This is a genomic window from Micromonospora sp. NPDC092111 (assembly GCF_044755745.1).
GTDB lineage: Bacteria > Actinomycetota > Actinomycetes > Mycobacteriales > Micromonosporaceae > Micromonospora.
The window spans coordinates 39,738-55,347 of record NZ_JBIVRQ010000004.1; the positions used below are offsets into that span (position 1 = coordinate 39,738).

The window sequence follows — 15,610 nt, forward strand, 5'->3', positions numbered from 1 at the left end:
AGAGGTCGATCACGCCAGCCACCCCGCCTGCACCGCCAGGAACGCCGCCACCACGAGCAGCGCGCCGGTCAGGATCGAGGTCGCGTACGACCGGACGAAGCCGGTCTGCAACCGCCGGAGCCGGCCCGAACCGCCGCCGACCGCCGCGGCCAGGCCGTTGACCAGCCCGTCGATGCCCCGGTTGTCGAGGAAGACCAGCGCCCGGGTGAGGAAGACGCCCGGCTTCTCGAAGACCACCTCGTTGAAGGCGTCCGTGTAGAGGTTGCGCCGGGCGGCGGTGACCAGCACCCCGGCCGGCTGCGGCGCGGTGGCCGTGCCGTTGCGGAACAGCACCCAGGCCAGCCCGGCACCGAGCACCGTGACCAGCAGCGACAGCGTGGTGAGCAGCCAGTGCGGGAGGACCGCGTCGTGCTCCGCGTGCTCGCCGCCCAGCCCGGCGGTGGCGGTCAGCCAGTCCGGGACGGAGGTGGCGAGTAGGAAGCCGGCCCCGACCGAGCCGACGGCCAGCAGGATCAGCGGGATGGTCATCAGCTTCGGAGACTCGTGCGGGTGCGCGATGTCCTCGGTCCACCGCTTCGGGCCGTGGAAGGTGAGCACGAAGAGCCGGGTCATGTAGAACGCGGTCAGCCCGGCGCCGAGCAGCGCCGCGCCGCCGAAGAGCCAGGCCGTCCAGTCCTCCCGCTCGAACGCGGCCACGATGATCGGCTCCTTGGAGAAGAAGCCGGAGAACGGGAACATGCCGATGATGGCGAGCCAGCCCATCATGAAGGTGATCCAGGTGACCTTCATGTACTTCGACAGCCCGCCGAAGCGCCGGATGTCCACCTGGTCGTTCATCCCGTGCATGACCGAGCCGGCGCCGAGGAACATGTTGGCCTTGAAGAAGCCGTGCGCCAGCAGGTGCACGATGGCCAGCGCGTACGCCGCGCCGCCGAGGCCGACGCCGAGGAACATGTAGCCGATCTGGCTCACCGTCGACCAGGCGAGCACCCGCTTGATGTCGTCCTTGGCGGCGCCGATGAGGCAGCCGATCAGCAGGGTCAGCGCGCCGACGCTGACCACCACGAGCTGGAGGGTCTCGTTGGCCGAGAAGATCGGGTTGGACCGGGCGATCAGGTAGACGCCCGCGGTGACCATGGTGGCCGCGTGGATCAGCGCCGACACCGGGGTCGGGCCCTCCATCGCGTCCGGCAGCCACGCCTGGAGCGGGAACTGGCCGGACTTGCCGGTCGCGCCGAGCAGCAACAGCAGGCCCAGCACCAGCACCGTCCCACCGGCCAGCTCGCCGACGTGGTTGAAGACCTCGTCGTACTGGGTGGTGCCGAGGGTGGCGAACATGATGAAGATGCCGATCGCCAGGCCGGCGTCGCCGACCCGGTTCATCAGGAACGCCTTCTTGCCGGCGGTGGCCGCGCTCGGCCGCCCGTACCAGAAGGAGATCAGCAGGTACGACGCCAGGCCGACGCCCTCCCAGCCGAAGTAGAGCATCACGTAGTTGTTGCCGAGCACCAGCAGCAGCATCGCGGCGACGAAGAGGTTGAAGTACGCGAAGAACCGCCGCCGGCCCTCGTCGTGCGCCATGTACTCGACCGCGTAGAGGTGGATCAGGAAACCCACCCCGGTGATCAGCAGGACGAAGACCGCGGCCAGCGGGTCGAAGAGCAGACCGAAGTCCACCTTCAGGTCGCCGACCACGATGAAGTCCCAGAGGCTCAGCTCGACGGACTTGTTCTCCAGCCCACGGAGCTGGACGAACGAGGCGAGCCCCAGCACGAAGGCGACGCCGATCGCGGCCACCCCCAGCCAGTGCCCCCAGCGGTCGGCCCGCCGGCCGAGCAGCAGCAGGATCACCGCGCTGAGCAGCGGGATCGCCACCAGCAGCCAGACGCCGCTCAGCAGGTCGCTGGCCGGAGCGTAGGCGACGGTGCCGACTGGCTCTGCCTGGGCGTACGTCAGAATCTCATCCACCGCAGGGCCCCTCAGTACTTCAGCAGGTTGGCGTCGTCGACGCTCGCCGAGCGCCGGGTCCGGAAGATCGACATGATGATCGCGAGCCCGACCACGACCTCGGCCGCCGCCACCACCATCACGAAGAACGCCATGATCTGGCCGTTGAGGTCACCGTTGATCCGGCTGAAGGTGACCAGCGTCAGGTTCGCCGCGTTGAGCATCAGCTCGACACACATGAACAGCACGATCGCGTTGCGTCGGACGAGCACGCCGACGGCGCCGATGGTGAAGAGCACCGCGGCGAGGATCAGGTAGTAGTCCGGGGTCACTTCTCCGTCCCCTTCAAACTGGTCTCCTCGGCGGTCAGCTCCCGCTGCGGGAGGATCGCCGGGGTGCTGCGGTCGGTCAGCCGACCGTCCGGCAGGCGGGCCGGGGTGGCCACCGAGGACGAGGTGGCGAAGATGCCCGGACCGGGCTTCGGGCCGGGGTAGTTGCCGGGACGGAACCGGGCCTTCATCGTGGCCACCTGGTCCATCTTGTCTTCCTTGCGCCGTTCGACGTGCGCCAGCACCATCGCGCCGACCGCCGCCGTGATCAGCAGCGCGGAGGTCAACTCGAAGGCGAAGACGTACTTGGTGAAGAGCAGCCGGGCGATGCCCTGCACGTTGCCCTCCGCGTTGGCCTGCTCCAGGCCGACCGCGGTGACCCCGTGCAGCGCCCGGTAGAGGCCGGTGCCGACCAGCCCGGCGAAGCCGAGCCCGAGCACCACCGCGGCGACCCGCTGGCCGCGCAGCGTCTCGATCAGCGAGTCGGAGGCGTCCCGGCCGACCAGCATCAGCACGAAGAGGAAGAGCATCATGATCGCGCCGGTGTAGACGATGATCTGCACCATGCCGATGAACGGGCCGGCCTGGAGCACGTAGAACACGCCCAGGCAGAGCATGGTGAGCACCAGCCAGAGCGCCGAGTGGACGGCGTTGCGGGCCCACACCATGCCGATCGCGCCGATCAGCGCCAGTGGGGCGAGGATCCAGAAGGTGACCGCCTCACCCCCGGACACCTGGCCCGCCGTGGCGAGCACCGTAGACGAGGTCATGCTCCCGCTCCCTTGCCCGCCGACCCGTTGGCCGCCTCGGCCCGCTGGGCCGCCTGCTCGGCGCCCGGGAAGGTCACCCCGGGGTGCTCGTCCACCCGGTAACGCCCGGGACCCATCGGGGACTGCTCGGCGCCGGCCGAGGTGCCCGGGTTGGTCAGCGCGCCGACGTAGTAGTCCTTCTCGCTGTCGCCCAACCGCATCGGGTGCGGCGGCTGCTCCATGCCTTCGAGCAGCGGCGCGAGCAACTGCTCCTTGGTGAAGATCAGGTCCTGCCGGTTGTCCCGGGCCAGCTCGTACTCGTTGCTCATGGTCAGCGAACGGGTCGGGCATGCCTCGATGCAGAGCCCGCAGAAGATGCACCGGGCGTAGTTGATCTGGTAGGTGCTGGCGTACCGCTCACCCGGCGAGAAGCGCTGCTCGTCGGTGTTGTCGCCACCCTCGACGTAGATCGCGTCCGCCGGGCAGGCCCAGGCGCACAGCTCGCAGCCGATGCACTTCTCCAGGCCGTCCGGGTGCCGGTTGAGGATGTGCCGCCCGTGGTAGCGCGGCGCCGACACCGGCGGCTTGAACGGATAGTCGGTGGTGACGACCTTCCTGAACATGTGCGAGAAGGTGACCCCGAAGCCCTTGAACGTTCCGGTGATCGCGCCCACGTCACACCTCCCTGGATTCCGAGCCGGTGGCGATGTTGGCCGGCTCCCGCTCGGCGACCACGCGCTTGGTGCGCGGGCTCGGTGGTACCTGTAGATCCAGCGGGGGCAGCGGGAAGCTGCCGTACGGCCGGCTGTCGGCCTGTTCCTGGGGGTTCGGCTTCGGGGCCGGCTTGCGGCTCGGCCAGAGCAGCGTCGCCAGCAGCAGCACGCCCGCGCCGACGGCGGTGGCGAGCAGCCGGTCCCGCGACTGCCAGTCCTCGATGGAACGCAGCCCGGCCAGCACCAGGATCCAGACCAGGTTGATCGGGAGCAGGACCTTCCAGCCGAAGCGCATGAACTGGTCGTAGCGGAGCCGGGGCAGGGTGCCCCGGAGCCAGACGAAGACGAAGACCAGGATCAGCACCTTGCCGAAGAACCAGAGCATCGGCCACCAACCGGAGTTGGCGCCCGCCCACAGGGTGATCGGCCAGGGTGCCCGCCAGCCGCCGAGGAAGAGCGTCGTGGTGACCGCGGACATGGTCACCATGGCGACGTACTCGGAGAGCATGAAGAGCGCGAACTTCAGCGAGCTGTACTCGGTCATGAAGCCGGCCACCAGCTCCGACTCCGCCTCGGGCAGGTCGAACGGCGCCCGGTTGGTCTCACCGACGGTGGCGATGAAGAAGATGATGAAGCTGGGCAGCAGCAGGATCGCGTACCAGCCGGGGGCCGGGATCTCGGTGCCGGCGATGGTCAGCCGGGTGGCGTCCCCCTGGGCGGCGACGATCCCGCTGGTGGACATCGTGCCGGCGGTCATGAACACCGCCACGATGCTCAGCCCCATCGCGACCTCGTACGAGATCATCTGGGCGCTGGAGCGCAGACCACCGAGCAGCGGGTACGTCGAGCCGGAGGCCCAGCCGCCGAGCACGATGCCGTAGATGCCCATCGAGGAGCAGGCCAGCAGCACCAGCACCGCCACCGGCACGTCGGTGACCTGCAACGGCGTCTGGTGGCCGAAGATGCTCACCATCGGGCCGAACGGCACCACCGACAGCGCGGTGACCGCGCAGATCACCGAGATGGTCGGCGCGAAGAAGTAGACGACCTTGTCCGACGCCTTCGGGAGGATGTCCTCCTTGAAGGCCATCTTCAGGCCGTCGGCGAGGGTCTGCAGCAGGCCGAACGGGCCGACCTGGTTGGGGCCGGGCCGCACCTGCATGTAGCCGACCACCCGGCGCTCGAACCAGACCCCGAGCAGGGTGGCGAGCAGGCCGAAGACGAAGGCGAAGACGACCTTGATGAGAACCAGCCACCACGGGTCCTTGCCGAAGTCGGCCAGCGTCGGGTCCTGCGCGATGAGGACGTTCACCGTGCACCTCCGGAGATCCGTACCACCGTGCCGGACGTGGCGCCGAGGCTGCGCCGGACGGTCGAACCGGGCGAGTTGGTCGGCAGCCAGACGACCCCGTCCGGCATCTCGGTGATCGCCGCCGGCAGGGTGACCGCACCCCGGTCGGTACCCACCGTGACCGGGTCGCCGTCGGCCACCCCGATCGCCTCGGCGGTGCCCTTGCCCAGCCGGACCACCGGCGGGCGGGCGGTGCCGGCGAGGTGCTCGTCGCCGTCGGTGAGGCTGCCCAGGTCGATCAACTGGTGCCAGGTGGCGAGCACCGCCTCGCCCGCGCCCGGCGCGGGCACCGCCGCCGGGGCGACCGACGGCACGGCCGGCCGGTCCGCCCGGGTCGACGGCAGGCCACCCAGCTCGCGGCGGACCGCCGGCACGTCGCCGGTGCCCAGCCGGACGTCGAGCTGCGCGGCGATCGCGTCCAGCACCCGCCCGTCGGTCATCGCGGCGGTGTGCAGCACCGCTTCGAAGGTACGCAGCCGACCCTCCCAGTCCAGGAAGCTGCCGGCCTTCTCCACCACCGGGGCGACCGGGAAGACCACGTCCGCCCGGCGGGCCACCGCCGAGTTGCGCAGCTCCAGGCTGACCAGGAAGGGCACCGCGTCGAGGGCCTGCTCGGCCAGTCGCGGGTCGGCCAGGTCGGCCGGGTCCACCCCGGCCACCACCAGGGCACCGAGCTGGCCGTTCGCGGCGGCCGTCAGGATCTGGTCGGTGTCCCGACCGGCCTGGCTGGGGATCACCCCGGCCGGGATGTCCCACGCCTCGCCCAGCTCGGCCCGGGCCGACGGCTCGGTCACCGGACGTCCGCCGGGCAGCAGGTTGGGCAGGCAGCCGGCGTCGACCGCGCCCCGGTCCCCGGCGCGGCGCGGCACCCAGGCCAGCTTCGCACCGGTACGCCGGGCGACGTCCGCGGCGGCGGAGAGGCCGCCGGGCACGCCCGCCAGCCGCTCGCCGACGAAGAGGATCGCGCCCTCGGCGCTCAGCGCCTCGGCCACCGTGTCGTGCTCGGCGAGCACGCTCGCCTCCTCGCCCGGCACCACCCGGGCCAGCTTGGCCCCGAGCTTCTCCAGGCCCCGGGTGGCGAACGGGGCGATCGCGTAGACCGTGAGCGTCTTCTTCAGGTACGCCTTGCGCAGCCGCAGGAAGAGGATCGGGCACTCCTCCTCCGGCTCCAGCCCGACCAGCACCACCGTGGACGCCTTCTCCACGTCGGCGTAGGTCACCTCGGTGACCCCGGCGACCGTGCTGGCCAGGAAGTCGGCCTCCTCGCGGGAGACCGGCCGGGCCCGGAAGTCGATGTCGTTGGTGTTCAGGGCGACCCGGGCGAACTTCGCGTACGCGTAGGCGTCCTCGACGGTGAGCCGGCCACCGGTCAGCACCGCCGTGCCGCGACCCTCGTCGCGGGCGGCGCGCAGCCCGTCGGCGGCCCGGGTCAGCGCCTCGCTCCAGGACGCCTCGCGCAGCTCGCCGGACTTCTCGTCGCGGACCAGCGGGGTGGTGAGCCGGTCGAAGGCGCGGGTGTACTGGAAGCCCCACCGCCCCTTGTCGCAGTTCCACTCCTCGTTGACCTGCGGGTCGTCGCCGGCCAGCCGGCGCAGCACCTTGCCCCGCCGCCAGTCGGTGCGCTGCGCGCAGCCGGCCGAGCAGTGCTCGCAGACGCTCGGGCTGGAGACCAGGTCGAACGGGCGGGCCCGGAACCGGTACTGCGAGCCGGTGAGCGCGCCCACCGGGCAGATCTGCACGGTGTTGCCGGAGAAGTACGAGTTGAACGGGACGTCCCCCTCGTCGCCCTCCTCGCCGTACGCCTCGTCCCGGTAGATGTTGATCTCCTCGGCGGACGACCGGCCCATCAGGTCGATGAACTTGTCGCCGGCGATCTCCTCGGAGAACCGGGTGCACCGCTGGCAGAGCACGCAGCGTTCCCGGTCGAGCAGCACCTGGCTGCTGATCGCCATCGGCTTCTCGTACTCCCGCTTGTGCTCGTGGAAGCGCGAGTCGCTGCGGCCGGTGGACATCGCCTGGTTCTGCAACGGGCACTCGCCGCCCTTGTCGCACATCGGGCAGTCGAGCGGGTGGTTGAGCAGCAGCAGCTCCATCACCCCCTCCTGCGCCTTCTTGGCGACCGGGGAGCTGAGCTGGGTGCGGACCACCATGCCGTCGGCGACGGTCTGGGTGCAGGAGGCCACCGGCTTGCGCTGCCCCTCCACCTCGACCAGGCACTGCCGGCAGGCGCCGGCCGGGGCCAGCAGCGGGTGGTCGCAGAACCGGGGGATCTCGGTGCCGAGCTGCTCGGCGACCCGGATCAGCAGGGCACCCTTGGGGGCGGTGACCTCGACGCCGTCGATGGTGAGGGTGACGGTCTCCGGGGCCTTGACGACATCAGTCATTAGTGGGCTCCCACCAACTGCTTGTCCGACAGCTTCGGCGCGGTACGTCCCTCGATGTAGTCGAGGTAGTCCTGCTTGAAGTACTTCAGCGACGAGGTCACCGAGCTGGTCGCACCGTCACCCAGGCCGCAGAACGAACGGCCGAGGATGTTGTCGCAGGTGTCGAGCAGGGTGTCCAGATCCTCGTGGGTGCCCTGGCCGGCGAGGATGCGCCGGTAGACCCGGACCATCCAGTAGTTGCCCTCCCGGCACGGGGTGCACTTGCCGCACGACTCGTGGTGGTAGAACTCCAGCCACCGGTAGGTCGCGTAGACCGGGCAGTCCTGGTCGGAGAAGATCTGGGTGGCCGTGGTGCCCAGGATCGAGCCGGCCGCCGCCACCCCCTCGAAGTCCAGTGGCACGTCCAGGTGCTCGGCGGCGAGCAGCGGCGTCGACGAGCCGCCCGGCGTCCAGAACCGCAGGTTGTGCCCGGGCTGCATGCCGCCGGCCAGCTCGATCAGCTCGCGCAGCGTGACGCCCATCGAGCACTCGAACTGGCCGGGGTTGGCGATCCGCCCGGAGAGCGAGTAGATCATCGGCCCGGAGGACTTCTCCGTGCCCATGGTCCGCCACCAGTCCGCCCCACCCAGCACGATGTACGGCACGCTGGCGATGGTGCCGACGTTGTTGACCACCGTCGGGCTGGCGTACAGGCCGTGGGTCGCCGGGAACGGCGGGCGCAGTCGGGGCTGGCCCCGGAAGCCCTCCAGCGAGTCCAGCAGCGCGGTCTCCTCGCCGCAGATGTACGCCCCGGCACCGGAGTGCACCACCAGTTCCAGGTCGAATCCGGAGCCGAGGATGTTCCGGCCGAGGTAGCCCTTGGCCTGGGCCTCGGCCACCGCGTTGCGCAGCCGGCGGGCGGCGTGCACCGCCTCGCCCCGGATGTAGATGTAGGCGCGGTTGGCCCGGATCGCGTACGACGCGATGATCACGCCCTCGACCAGCGAGTGCGGGTCGTGGGTCATCAGCGGCAGGTCCTTGCAGGTGCCCGGCTCGCCCTCGTCGGCGTTGACCACCAGGTAGTGCGGCTTGCCGTCGCCCTGCGGGATGAACCCCCACTTGAGACCGGTGGGGAACCCGGCGCCACCCCGGCCACGCAGGCCGGAGTCCTTGATGAGCTGGATCAGGTCGTCCGGGTGGGCCTTGATCGCCTTGCGCAGCGCGGCGTAGCCGTCGAGCTTCTCGTAGGTGCCGATCCGCCAGGCGTCCGGTGAGAGCCAGCGCTTGGTCAGCACCGGCGTCAGCTTGGCCAGGGTCTCCGGCCGGGGAGTGGTCACTTCTGGACCCCCGTCTCGCTCGCGACAGCGGAGCCCGCGCCACCGGCGCCCGTTCCCGCCTCGGCTTCCTTGAGGTTGCGCGCCTGCATCCCGGCCCCGTCGCCGGCGGGCTTGCCGTCGCTGGCCGGCGGGTTCGCCGCCACGCCGGCGGCCTCCGCCGCCTGCGCGTCGCGGGGTGCCGGCGGCGTGGTGTCCGCCGGGACCGTGCTGCCGGGTGCCGGCTTGGCGGGCTCGGCCTTCGCGGGCTCGGCGGCCTTCGCCTGCGCGGCGGCCCGGTCGGCCTCGGCCTTGCTGCGGATCGGGGTGTTCGGGTCGAAGCCCGGCACCGAGATGCCGTGCTGCTCGGCCAACCGCAGGCCGCGCAGGGTCGGCTCGCCCGGCCCGCCGTCGGCTACCGCGCCCTCGCGCTCGTCGGCGAAGCCGGCGAGCTGTACCGCCATCTCCTTCAGCGTGCAGAGCCGGGCACCCCGGGTCGGCATCGGCCGACCCCCGGCCCGCAGCTCGTCGACCACGCCGAGCGCGGCCTGCGGGTCGACGTTGTCGAAGAAGTCGTAGTTGACGGTCATCACCGGGCCGTAGTCGCAGGCCGCCAGGCACTCGGCGTGCTCCAGGGTGATCTTCCCGTCGGCGGTGGTCTCGTCGTGCCCGACGCCGAGGTGCTCGGTCAGGGTGTCGTAGACCTCCTGGCCGCCGAGCACGTTGCACATGGTGTTGGTGCAGACGCTGACCAGGAAGTCACCGGTCGGCCGGCGCTTGTACATGGTGTAGAAGGTGGCCACCGCGCCGACCTGGGCCTTGTTGAGCCCCAGCACCTCGGCGCAGAACTCGACGCCGGCCGGGGAGACGTAGCCCTCCTCGGACTGCACCAGGTGCAGCAGCGGCAGCAGCGCCGACCGGGACCGGTCGGCCGGGTAGCGGGCGATGATCTCCCGCGCCCGGGTCCGGGTCTCGTCAGTGAAAGTCGTCATCAGAGTCGCCTTCCGTTCGCGACTGGGCGTGCCTCGGCCCTCGACTGCGGGGCTCGCTCCGCTCTCTCCTCGCGCGGGCGACTGGGGCTCGCCAGCTCGGTCCTCGCGCTCACCGGTCACATCCCCCCATCACCGGGTCCAGCGAGGCGCCACCGGCGATCACGTCGGCGATCAGGCCGCCCTCGGCCATCGCCGGGAGGGCCTGGAGGTTGACGAAGCTCGGCTCCCGGTAGTGCACCCGGTAGGGCCGGGTGCCGCCGTCGGAGACCGCGTGCACGCCCAACTCGCCCCGGGGCGACTCGATGCCGACGTACACCTGGCCGGGCGGGACCCGGAAGCCCTCGGTGACGAGCTTGAAGTGGTGGATCAGCGACTCCATCGACTGACCCATGATCTTGGCGACGTGCTCCAGCGAGTTGCCCATGCCGTCCACGCCGATGGCGAGCTGCGCCGGCCAGGCGATCTTCTTGTCGGCCACCATCACCGGGCCCGGCCGCAACCGGTCGAGCGCCTGCTCGACCAGCTTCAGCGACTCCCGGATCTCGGCGAGCCGGACCAGGTAGCGGCCCCAGACGTCGCCGTCCGGATGGGTCGGCACGTCGAACTCGTACGTCTCGTAGCCGCAGTACGGCATGGTCTTGCGCAGGTCCCAGGCCAGGCCGGCGGAGCGCAGCACCGGGCCGGTGACGCCGAGCGCGAGGCAGGCGGTCACGTCCAGCACCGCGACGTTCGTGGTCCGCTCGATCCAGATCGGCTGGCCGGAGAGGAGGTCCTCGTACTCCTTGAGCTTCTTCGGCATCATCGTGAGGAAGTCGCGGATCTTGCGGATCGCCTCGTCCGGCACGTCCTGCGCCACCCCGCCCGGACGGACGTACGCGTGGTTCATCCGCAGGCCGGTGATGGTCTCGAAGATGTCGAGGATGTACTCCCGCTCGCGGAAGCCGTACAGCATGATCGAGATCGCGCCCAGCTCCATGCCGGTGGTGGCCAGCCAGACCAGGTGCGAGGAGATCCGGTTCAGCTCCATCATCAGGACCCGGATGGTGTTCGCCCGCTCGGTGACCTCGTCGGTGATGCCGAGCAGCTTCTCCACCGCGAGCGCGTACGCCGTCTCGTTGAACAGCGGGGCGAGGTAGTCCATCCGGGTCACGAAGGTCGAGCCCTGGACCCAGTTGCGGTACTCCAGGTTCTTCTCGATGCCGGTGTGCAGGTAGCCGACGACCGAGCGGGCCTCGCGGACCGTCTCGCCCTCCAGCTCCAGGATCAGCCGGAGCACGCCGTGCGTCGACGGGTGCTGCGGACCCATGTTGACGACGATCCGCTCGTCGTTGATCGGGTCGGTACCGGAGACGACCTGGTCCCAGTCCCCACCGGTGACGGTGAAGACCCGGCCCTCGGTGGTCTCGCGCTCGGTCGCGTAGTTGGAAGTGGTCACTGGTACGACCTCCGGCGGTCCGGCGGCGGGATCTCCGCGCCCTTGTACTCGACGGGCACGCCGCCGAGCGGGTAGTCCTTGCGCTGCGGGTGGCCCTCCCAGTCGTCCGGCATCAGGATCCGGGTCAGGTTGGGGTGGCCGTCGAAGACGACGCCGAACATGTCGTACGCCTCCCGCTCCTGCCAGTCGGCGGTCGGGTAGACGGCGGTGACGCTCGGCAGGTGCGGGTCCTCGGCGGGGACGGCGGCCTCCAGCCGCACCCGACGCCGGTAGGTCATCGAGGTGAGCTGGTAGACCACGTGCAGCCGGCGCTCGTCGGCGCCCAGGTAGTCCACCCCGGAGACCGAGGAGCAGAGCTCGAAGCGGAGCGCCAGGTCGTCCCGCATCACCTGGCAGACCTCGGCGATCCGCTCCGGGCGCACGTGCAGGGTCAGCTCGCCCCGGTCCACCACGACCTTCTCGATCGCGTCGCCGAACTGCGGGTACGCCTCCTCCAGCGCGTCGCGCACCTCGTCGAAGTAGCTCCCGTACGGCCGGGGGGCCTCCTCGACCGGCTTGCGCTGGCGGACCAGGCCGCCGTAGCCGGAGACGTCACCCGTGCCCTGCATGCCGAACATGCCGTGCCCGGCCGGGCTGGACGGCGGGTGTTCCGCCGGAGCGCCGCTGGTGGCGCCCGCCGGGGTCACCGGTACCGGCACCCCGCCGTTGCTGGTCCTGTCGTTCGGTGCGGTCACTTCGGGCCCCCGTGCGGCTGGAGGTGGTTCTGGGCGTTCATCCAGTTCTCGATCCGCAACTGCTCCTCGCGCCCCTCACGGACCGCCTTGGTCCACTCGGCACGCCGGGCCTTGTCGTTGCGGTACGAGGACGGCATCGAGCCGTACGGCACCACCGGCACGTCGCCGCGCTCCCGGCGGGCCTCCAGCATCTTGCGGCCGTTCGGGCCCAGCGGCTCGTACATGATCTTCTCGCGGAGCTTGAGGATCGCGTCGATCAGCATCTCCGGCCGGGGCGGGCAGCCCGGCAGGTACATGTCGACGGGCACCACGTGGTCGACGCCCTGGACGATCGCGTAGTTGTTGAACATGCCGCCGCTGCTGGCGCAGACGCCCATGGAGAGCACCCAGCGGGGCTCGGCCATCTGGTCGTAGATCTGGCGCAGCACCGGAGCCATCTTCTGACTCACCCGGCCGGCCACGATCATCAGGTCGGCCTGGCGCGGCGAGGCCCGGAAGACCTCCATGCCCCAGCGGCCCATGTCGTAGTGCGGGCCGCCGGCCGCCATCATCTCGATGGCGCAGCAGGCCAGGCCGAAGGTGGCGCCCCAGACGGACGACTTCCGCGACCAGTTGACCAGCTTCTCCACGGAGGTGAGCAGGACGCCGGCGGGGAGCTTCTCCTCGATGCCCATCTGACGTACCTCCCTCAGTCCCAGTCCAGGCCGCCGCGCCGCCACACGTAGGCGTACGCGACGAAGACCGCGACGATGAACAGGACCATCTCCACGAAGCCGAAGATCGGCAGGGCGTCGAAGGAGACCGCCCAGGGGTAGAGGAAGATGATCTCGATGTCGAAGACGATGAAGAGCATCGCCGTCAGGTAGAACTTGATCGGGAACCGTCCGCCGCCCACCGGCTGCGGGCTCGGCTCGATCCCACACTCGTACGCCTCGAGCTTGGCCTTGTTGTAGCGCCGGGGACCGGCGAAGCGGGCGGCGGCCACGGAGAACAGCGAGAACGCCGCGGCGAGGGCGAACAGCCCGATGATCGGTGCGTAAGGCGAGAGCGACATCTTTTCTCCTGCTCGTCCTTCCCCTGCCCCAGGTGCTTGACAAAAATCACACTATTCACGTCCCCCGTGACGGCTGCCAGCGGGGGTCGATCTCTGTCGTGCCCGGGGCCCTCGTCGGCCCCGGACCCGGCGGTCTACACGGCCGGTGCCGCCTTCGTCATCGCGTTGATGACCCGGTCCATCGCGTCCCCGCCACGCGGGTCGGTCAGGTTGGCCAGCAGCTTGAGGACGAAGCGCATCAGCGTCGGGTGCGGCATGCCGTGCCTGGTCGCCATCCGCATCACCTCGGGACGGCCGATCAGCTTCACGAAGATCCCGCCGAGCCGGTAGTAGCCGCCGAAACGGGTCTTCAGCTCCTGCGGGTACGCCATCAGGGCCCGCTCGCGCTCCGCGCCGGCCGGGCGGGCCAGCGCCTGCACGGCGACCTCGGCGGCCAGCTCGCCGGACTCCATCGCGTACGCGATGCCCTCGCCGTTGAACGGGTTGACCATGCCACCGGAGTCGCCGACCAGCAGCACCCCGCGGGTGTAGTGCGGGACCCGGTTGAAGCCCATCGGCAGCGCCGCACCGAGGATCGGGCCCTCGGCGTTGGCCTCGTCGGTCATCCCCCAGTCCTCCGGGGTGTTGGCGAGCCAGTCGGTGAGCAGCCGCCGGTAGTTCGTCTTGCCGAACGCGGCGGAGGAGTTGAGCACGCCGAGGCCGACGTTGACCCGGCCGTCACCGAGGCCGAAGATCCAGCCGTAGCCGGGCAGCAGCGCGTCGCTGTCCTTGCTGCGCAGCTCCAGCCAGGACTCCAGGTAGTCGTCGTCGTGCTTGGCCGGCGAGCGGTAGTAGCGGCGGACGGCCACGCCGATCGGGCGGTCCTCCCGCTTGGCCAGGCCGAGGGCGAGCGGGAAGCGGCCGGAGACGCCGTCGGCGGCGACCACCAGCGGCGCGCGGAAGGTGGCCGGCTCCTTGTCCGGGCCGACCTCGGCCGTGACGCCGACCACCCGGTCGTCGGCGTCCAGCACCGGGCCCATGACGTTGACCCCGGTACGCAGCTCGGCGCCGGCGGAGACCGCCTGCCGGGCGAGCAGGTCGTCGAAGTCCAGCCGGGTGCGGACCAGCCCGTAGTTGGGGAAGCTGGCCAGGTCGGGCCAGTCCAGTTCGAGGCGTACCCCGCCGCCGATCACCCGCAGGCCCTTGTTGTGCAGCCAGCCGGCCTCGGGCGAGGTGTCCACGCCCATCCGGACGAGCTGCCGCACCGCCCGGGGGGTGAGGCCGTCCCCGCACACCTTCTCGCGGGGGAACTCGGTCTTCTCCAGCAGCAGCACGCGTACGCCGTGCCGCGCCAGGTGGTACGCCGTCGCCGATCCGCCGGGACCAGCGCCCACCACGATCACGTCGGCGTCGTTCTCCACCGAAGTCATCTGCGCCTCCTCCCGCACGCTCGTGAAATGCTTCACAAGCCGATCGGGAAGGAGTCTATGACCGGCATTACACCGGTGCCGGGTGAGGGGTACCTAACTTGCCAGAAACGTGCCGGTAGGCGTCCTCTTCGGCGTCAGTTGCGGGCGGGACTGGCGGCGTTCAGCCCGGCGTCGACCCGGATCGTCTCCGGCAGGTGGTCCCGGAGCGCACCGCCGGCCGCCCGGTCGAGCGCGGCCAGCACCTCGGCGACCACCTGGCGGACGTCGGCGGGATCCGCGCCGGCCAGCTCCCTGAGCTGGGCGACGAGTTCGGCCGCGTCGTCGTCGGTGGGTGCCGGCGAGTCCGTCGGCTCTGCTCCCGTCATGGGAGCGAGCTTAAGGGGCAAAGTAGACTAAAAACGGATATTCACGAAAGCGAGGACTGGTGGCCGGTCACTGGCGGACCGCCCGGTGCAACGCCACCACCCCGCCGGTGAGATTCCGCCAGGCCACCCGGCCCCAGCCGGCCGCACCGACCCGCGCGGCGAGCGCCGCCTGGTCCGGCCAGGCCCGGATCGACTCGGCCAGGTAGACGTACGCCTCGGGGTTGCTGGAGACCGTCCGGGCCACCGCCGGCAACGACCGCATCAGGTACGACAGGTAGACGGTGCGGAAGGCCGGGTTCACCGGGGTGCTGAACTCGCACACCACCAACCGGCCACCCGGCCTGGTCACCCGGGCCAGCTCGCGCAGCGCCGCGTCGGTGTCGTTGACGTTGCGCAACGCGAAGGAGATGGTCACCGCGTCGAAGGAGCCGTCGGCGAAGGGCAGTCGCAGCGCGTCCCCGGCCAGCAGCGGCACGTCGGGACGGACCCGCCTGCCGGCGTGCAGCATGCCCTGCGACAGGTCGGCACCGACCGCGTACGCCCCGGACCGGGCCAACTCCTCGGTCGACACGCCGGTGCCCGCGCCCACGTCCAGCACCCGCTCGCCCGGCCCCAGACCGAGCGCCGCCCGGGTGGCCCGCCGCCACGACCGGTCCTGCCCGAAGGACAGGACGGTGTTGGTCAGGTCGTAGCGGGCGGCCACGCCGTCGAACATCGCGGCGACCTCGTGCGGAGACTTGTCCAGGCTGGCGCGCTGGCCCTGCGGGGTACGGCTCACCCCTCCACTCTGCCAGCCGGGCCGCGTCCCCCGGTCGCTGGGTCCGGCCGGACATGCGCGGCGGGCGGGGTGGTCGCC

Annotated in this window: 14 protein-coding genes and 1 pseudogene; all 15 read right to left on the reverse strand. The window is 70.8% G+C overall.

The features are described 5' to 3' along the window. Positions 1-9 precede the first annotated feature (9 nt). A complete protein-coding gene (gene nuoL / locus ACIQG9_RS10760; RefSeq protein WP_400400200.1) occupies positions 10-1,968 on the reverse strand; it encodes an NADH-quinone oxidoreductase subunit L in 1,959 nt (652 codons plus the stop codon). Positions 1,969-1,979: 11 nt separating this feature from the next. Beyond that, on the reverse strand, positions 1,980-2,279 hold the full coding sequence (gene nuoK / locus ACIQG9_RS10765; RefSeq protein ID WP_088959269.1) for an NADH-quinone oxidoreductase subunit NuoK: 300 nt from the start codon (positions 2,277-2,279) through the stop codon (positions 1,980-1,982). After that, positions 2,276-3,046 (reverse strand): NADH-quinone oxidoreductase subunit J, encoded by a 771-nt coding sequence (locus ACIQG9_RS10770; RefSeq protein ID WP_400400203.1) that lies wholly within the window; start codon positions 3,044-3,046, stop codon positions 2,276-2,278. Before ACIQG9_RS10770 ends, nuoK begins: the two co-directional genes overlap by 4 nt. Next, a complete protein-coding gene (gene nuoI, locus ACIQG9_RS10775) occupies positions 3,043-3,699 on the reverse strand; it encodes an NADH-quinone oxidoreductase subunit NuoI (protein ID WP_400400205.1) in 657 nt (218 codons plus the stop codon). Before nuoI ends, ACIQG9_RS10770 begins: the two co-directional genes overlap by 4 nt. Position 3,700: 1 nt before the next feature. Further along, a complete protein-coding gene (gene nuoH / locus ACIQG9_RS10780; RefSeq protein ID WP_400400207.1) occupies positions 3,701-5,050 on the reverse strand; it encodes an NADH-quinone oxidoreductase subunit NuoH in 1,350 nt (449 codons plus the stop codon). Then, positions 5,047-7,473, reverse strand: a complete 2,427-nt coding sequence (locus ACIQG9_RS10785; RefSeq protein WP_400400209.1) for an NADH-quinone oxidoreductase subunit G — start codon at positions 7,471-7,473, stop codon at positions 5,047-5,049. The genes nuoH and ACIQG9_RS10785 overlap by 4 nt, the downstream gene beginning before the upstream one ends. Next, positions 7,473-8,789, reverse strand: coding sequence for an NADH-quinone oxidoreductase subunit NuoF (nuoF, locus tag ACIQG9_RS10790; protein WP_400400211.1), 1,317 nt, complete (start codon positions 8,787-8,789; stop codon positions 7,473-7,475). The genes ACIQG9_RS10785 and nuoF overlap by 1 nt, the downstream gene beginning before the upstream one ends. Beyond that, a pseudogene (gene nuoE / locus ACIQG9_RS10795) lies at positions 8,786-9,769 on the reverse strand (NADH-quinone oxidoreductase subunit NuoE); the annotation flags it as partial. The pseudogene nuoE and the gene nuoF, both read right to left, overlap by 4 nt. A 97-nt stretch (positions 9,770-9,866) precedes the next feature. Then, positions 9,867-11,192, reverse strand: coding sequence for an NADH-quinone oxidoreductase subunit D (locus tag ACIQG9_RS10800; protein WP_400400213.1), 1,326 nt, complete (start codon positions 11,190-11,192; stop codon positions 9,867-9,869). Further along, on the reverse strand, positions 11,189-11,926 hold the full coding sequence (locus ACIQG9_RS10805) for an NADH-quinone oxidoreductase subunit C (protein ID WP_400400215.1): 738 nt from the start codon (positions 11,924-11,926) through the stop codon (positions 11,189-11,191). Before ACIQG9_RS10805 ends, ACIQG9_RS10800 begins: the two co-directional genes overlap by 4 nt. After that, positions 11,923-12,600, reverse strand: a complete 678-nt coding sequence (locus ACIQG9_RS10810) for a NuoB/complex I 20 kDa subunit family protein (protein WP_400400217.1) — start codon at positions 12,598-12,600, stop codon at positions 11,923-11,925. The genes ACIQG9_RS10805 and ACIQG9_RS10810 overlap by 4 nt, the downstream gene beginning before the upstream one ends. A gap of 14 nt (positions 12,601-12,614) precedes the next feature. After that, the gene (locus ACIQG9_RS10815; protein ID WP_067300536.1) at positions 12,615-12,980 is read right to left on the reverse strand and encodes an NADH-quinone oxidoreductase subunit A; all 366 of its coding nucleotides are present in this window, start codon (positions 12,978-12,980) and stop codon (positions 12,615-12,617) included. Between the two features lie 134 nt (positions 12,981-13,114). Then, complete coding sequence (locus tag ACIQG9_RS10820) at positions 13,115-14,389, reverse strand: geranylgeranyl reductase family protein (RefSeq protein ID WP_400400220.1); 1,275 nt, start codon at positions 14,387-14,389, stop codon at positions 13,115-13,117. 134 nt (positions 14,390-14,523) lie between these two features. Continuing rightward, positions 14,524-14,754, reverse strand: coding sequence for a hypothetical protein (locus ACIQG9_RS10825; protein ID WP_400400221.1), 231 nt, complete (start codon positions 14,752-14,754; stop codon positions 14,524-14,526). A gap of 67 nt (positions 14,755-14,821) precedes the next feature. Beyond that, a complete protein-coding gene (locus tag ACIQG9_RS10830) occupies positions 14,822-15,532 on the reverse strand; it encodes a demethylmenaquinone methyltransferase (protein WP_400400223.1) in 711 nt (236 codons plus the stop codon). Positions 15,533-15,610 lie beyond the last annotated feature (78 nt).

What these genes read in the sequence shown, in the direction of transcription:
- ACIQG9_RS10785 (WP_400400209.1), bottom strand. Translation starts at nt 7,473, where the DNA reads ATGACTGATGTCGTCAAGGCCCCGGAGACCGTCACCCTCACCATCGAC.
- ACIQG9_RS10810 (WP_400400217.1), bottom strand. Translation starts at nt 12,600, where the DNA reads ATGGGCATCGAGGAGAAGCTCCCCGCCGGCGTCCTGCTCACCTCCGTG.
- ACIQG9_RS10820 (WP_400400220.1), bottom strand. Translation starts at nt 14,389, where the DNA reads ATGACTTCGGTGGAGAACGACGCCGACGTGATCGTGGTGGGCGCTGGT.
- ACIQG9_RS10815 (WP_067300536.1), bottom strand. Translation starts at nt 12,980, where the DNA reads ATGTCGCTCTCGCCTTACGCACCGATCATCGGGCTGTTCGCCCTCGCC.
- ACIQG9_RS10770 (WP_400400203.1), bottom strand. Translation starts at nt 3,046, where the DNA reads ATGACCTCGTCTACGGTGCTCGCCACGGCGGGCCAGGTGTCCGGGGGT.
- ACIQG9_RS10825 (WP_400400221.1), bottom strand. Translation starts at nt 14,754, where the DNA reads ATGACGGGAGCAGAGCCGACGGACTCGCCGGCACCCACCGACGACGAC.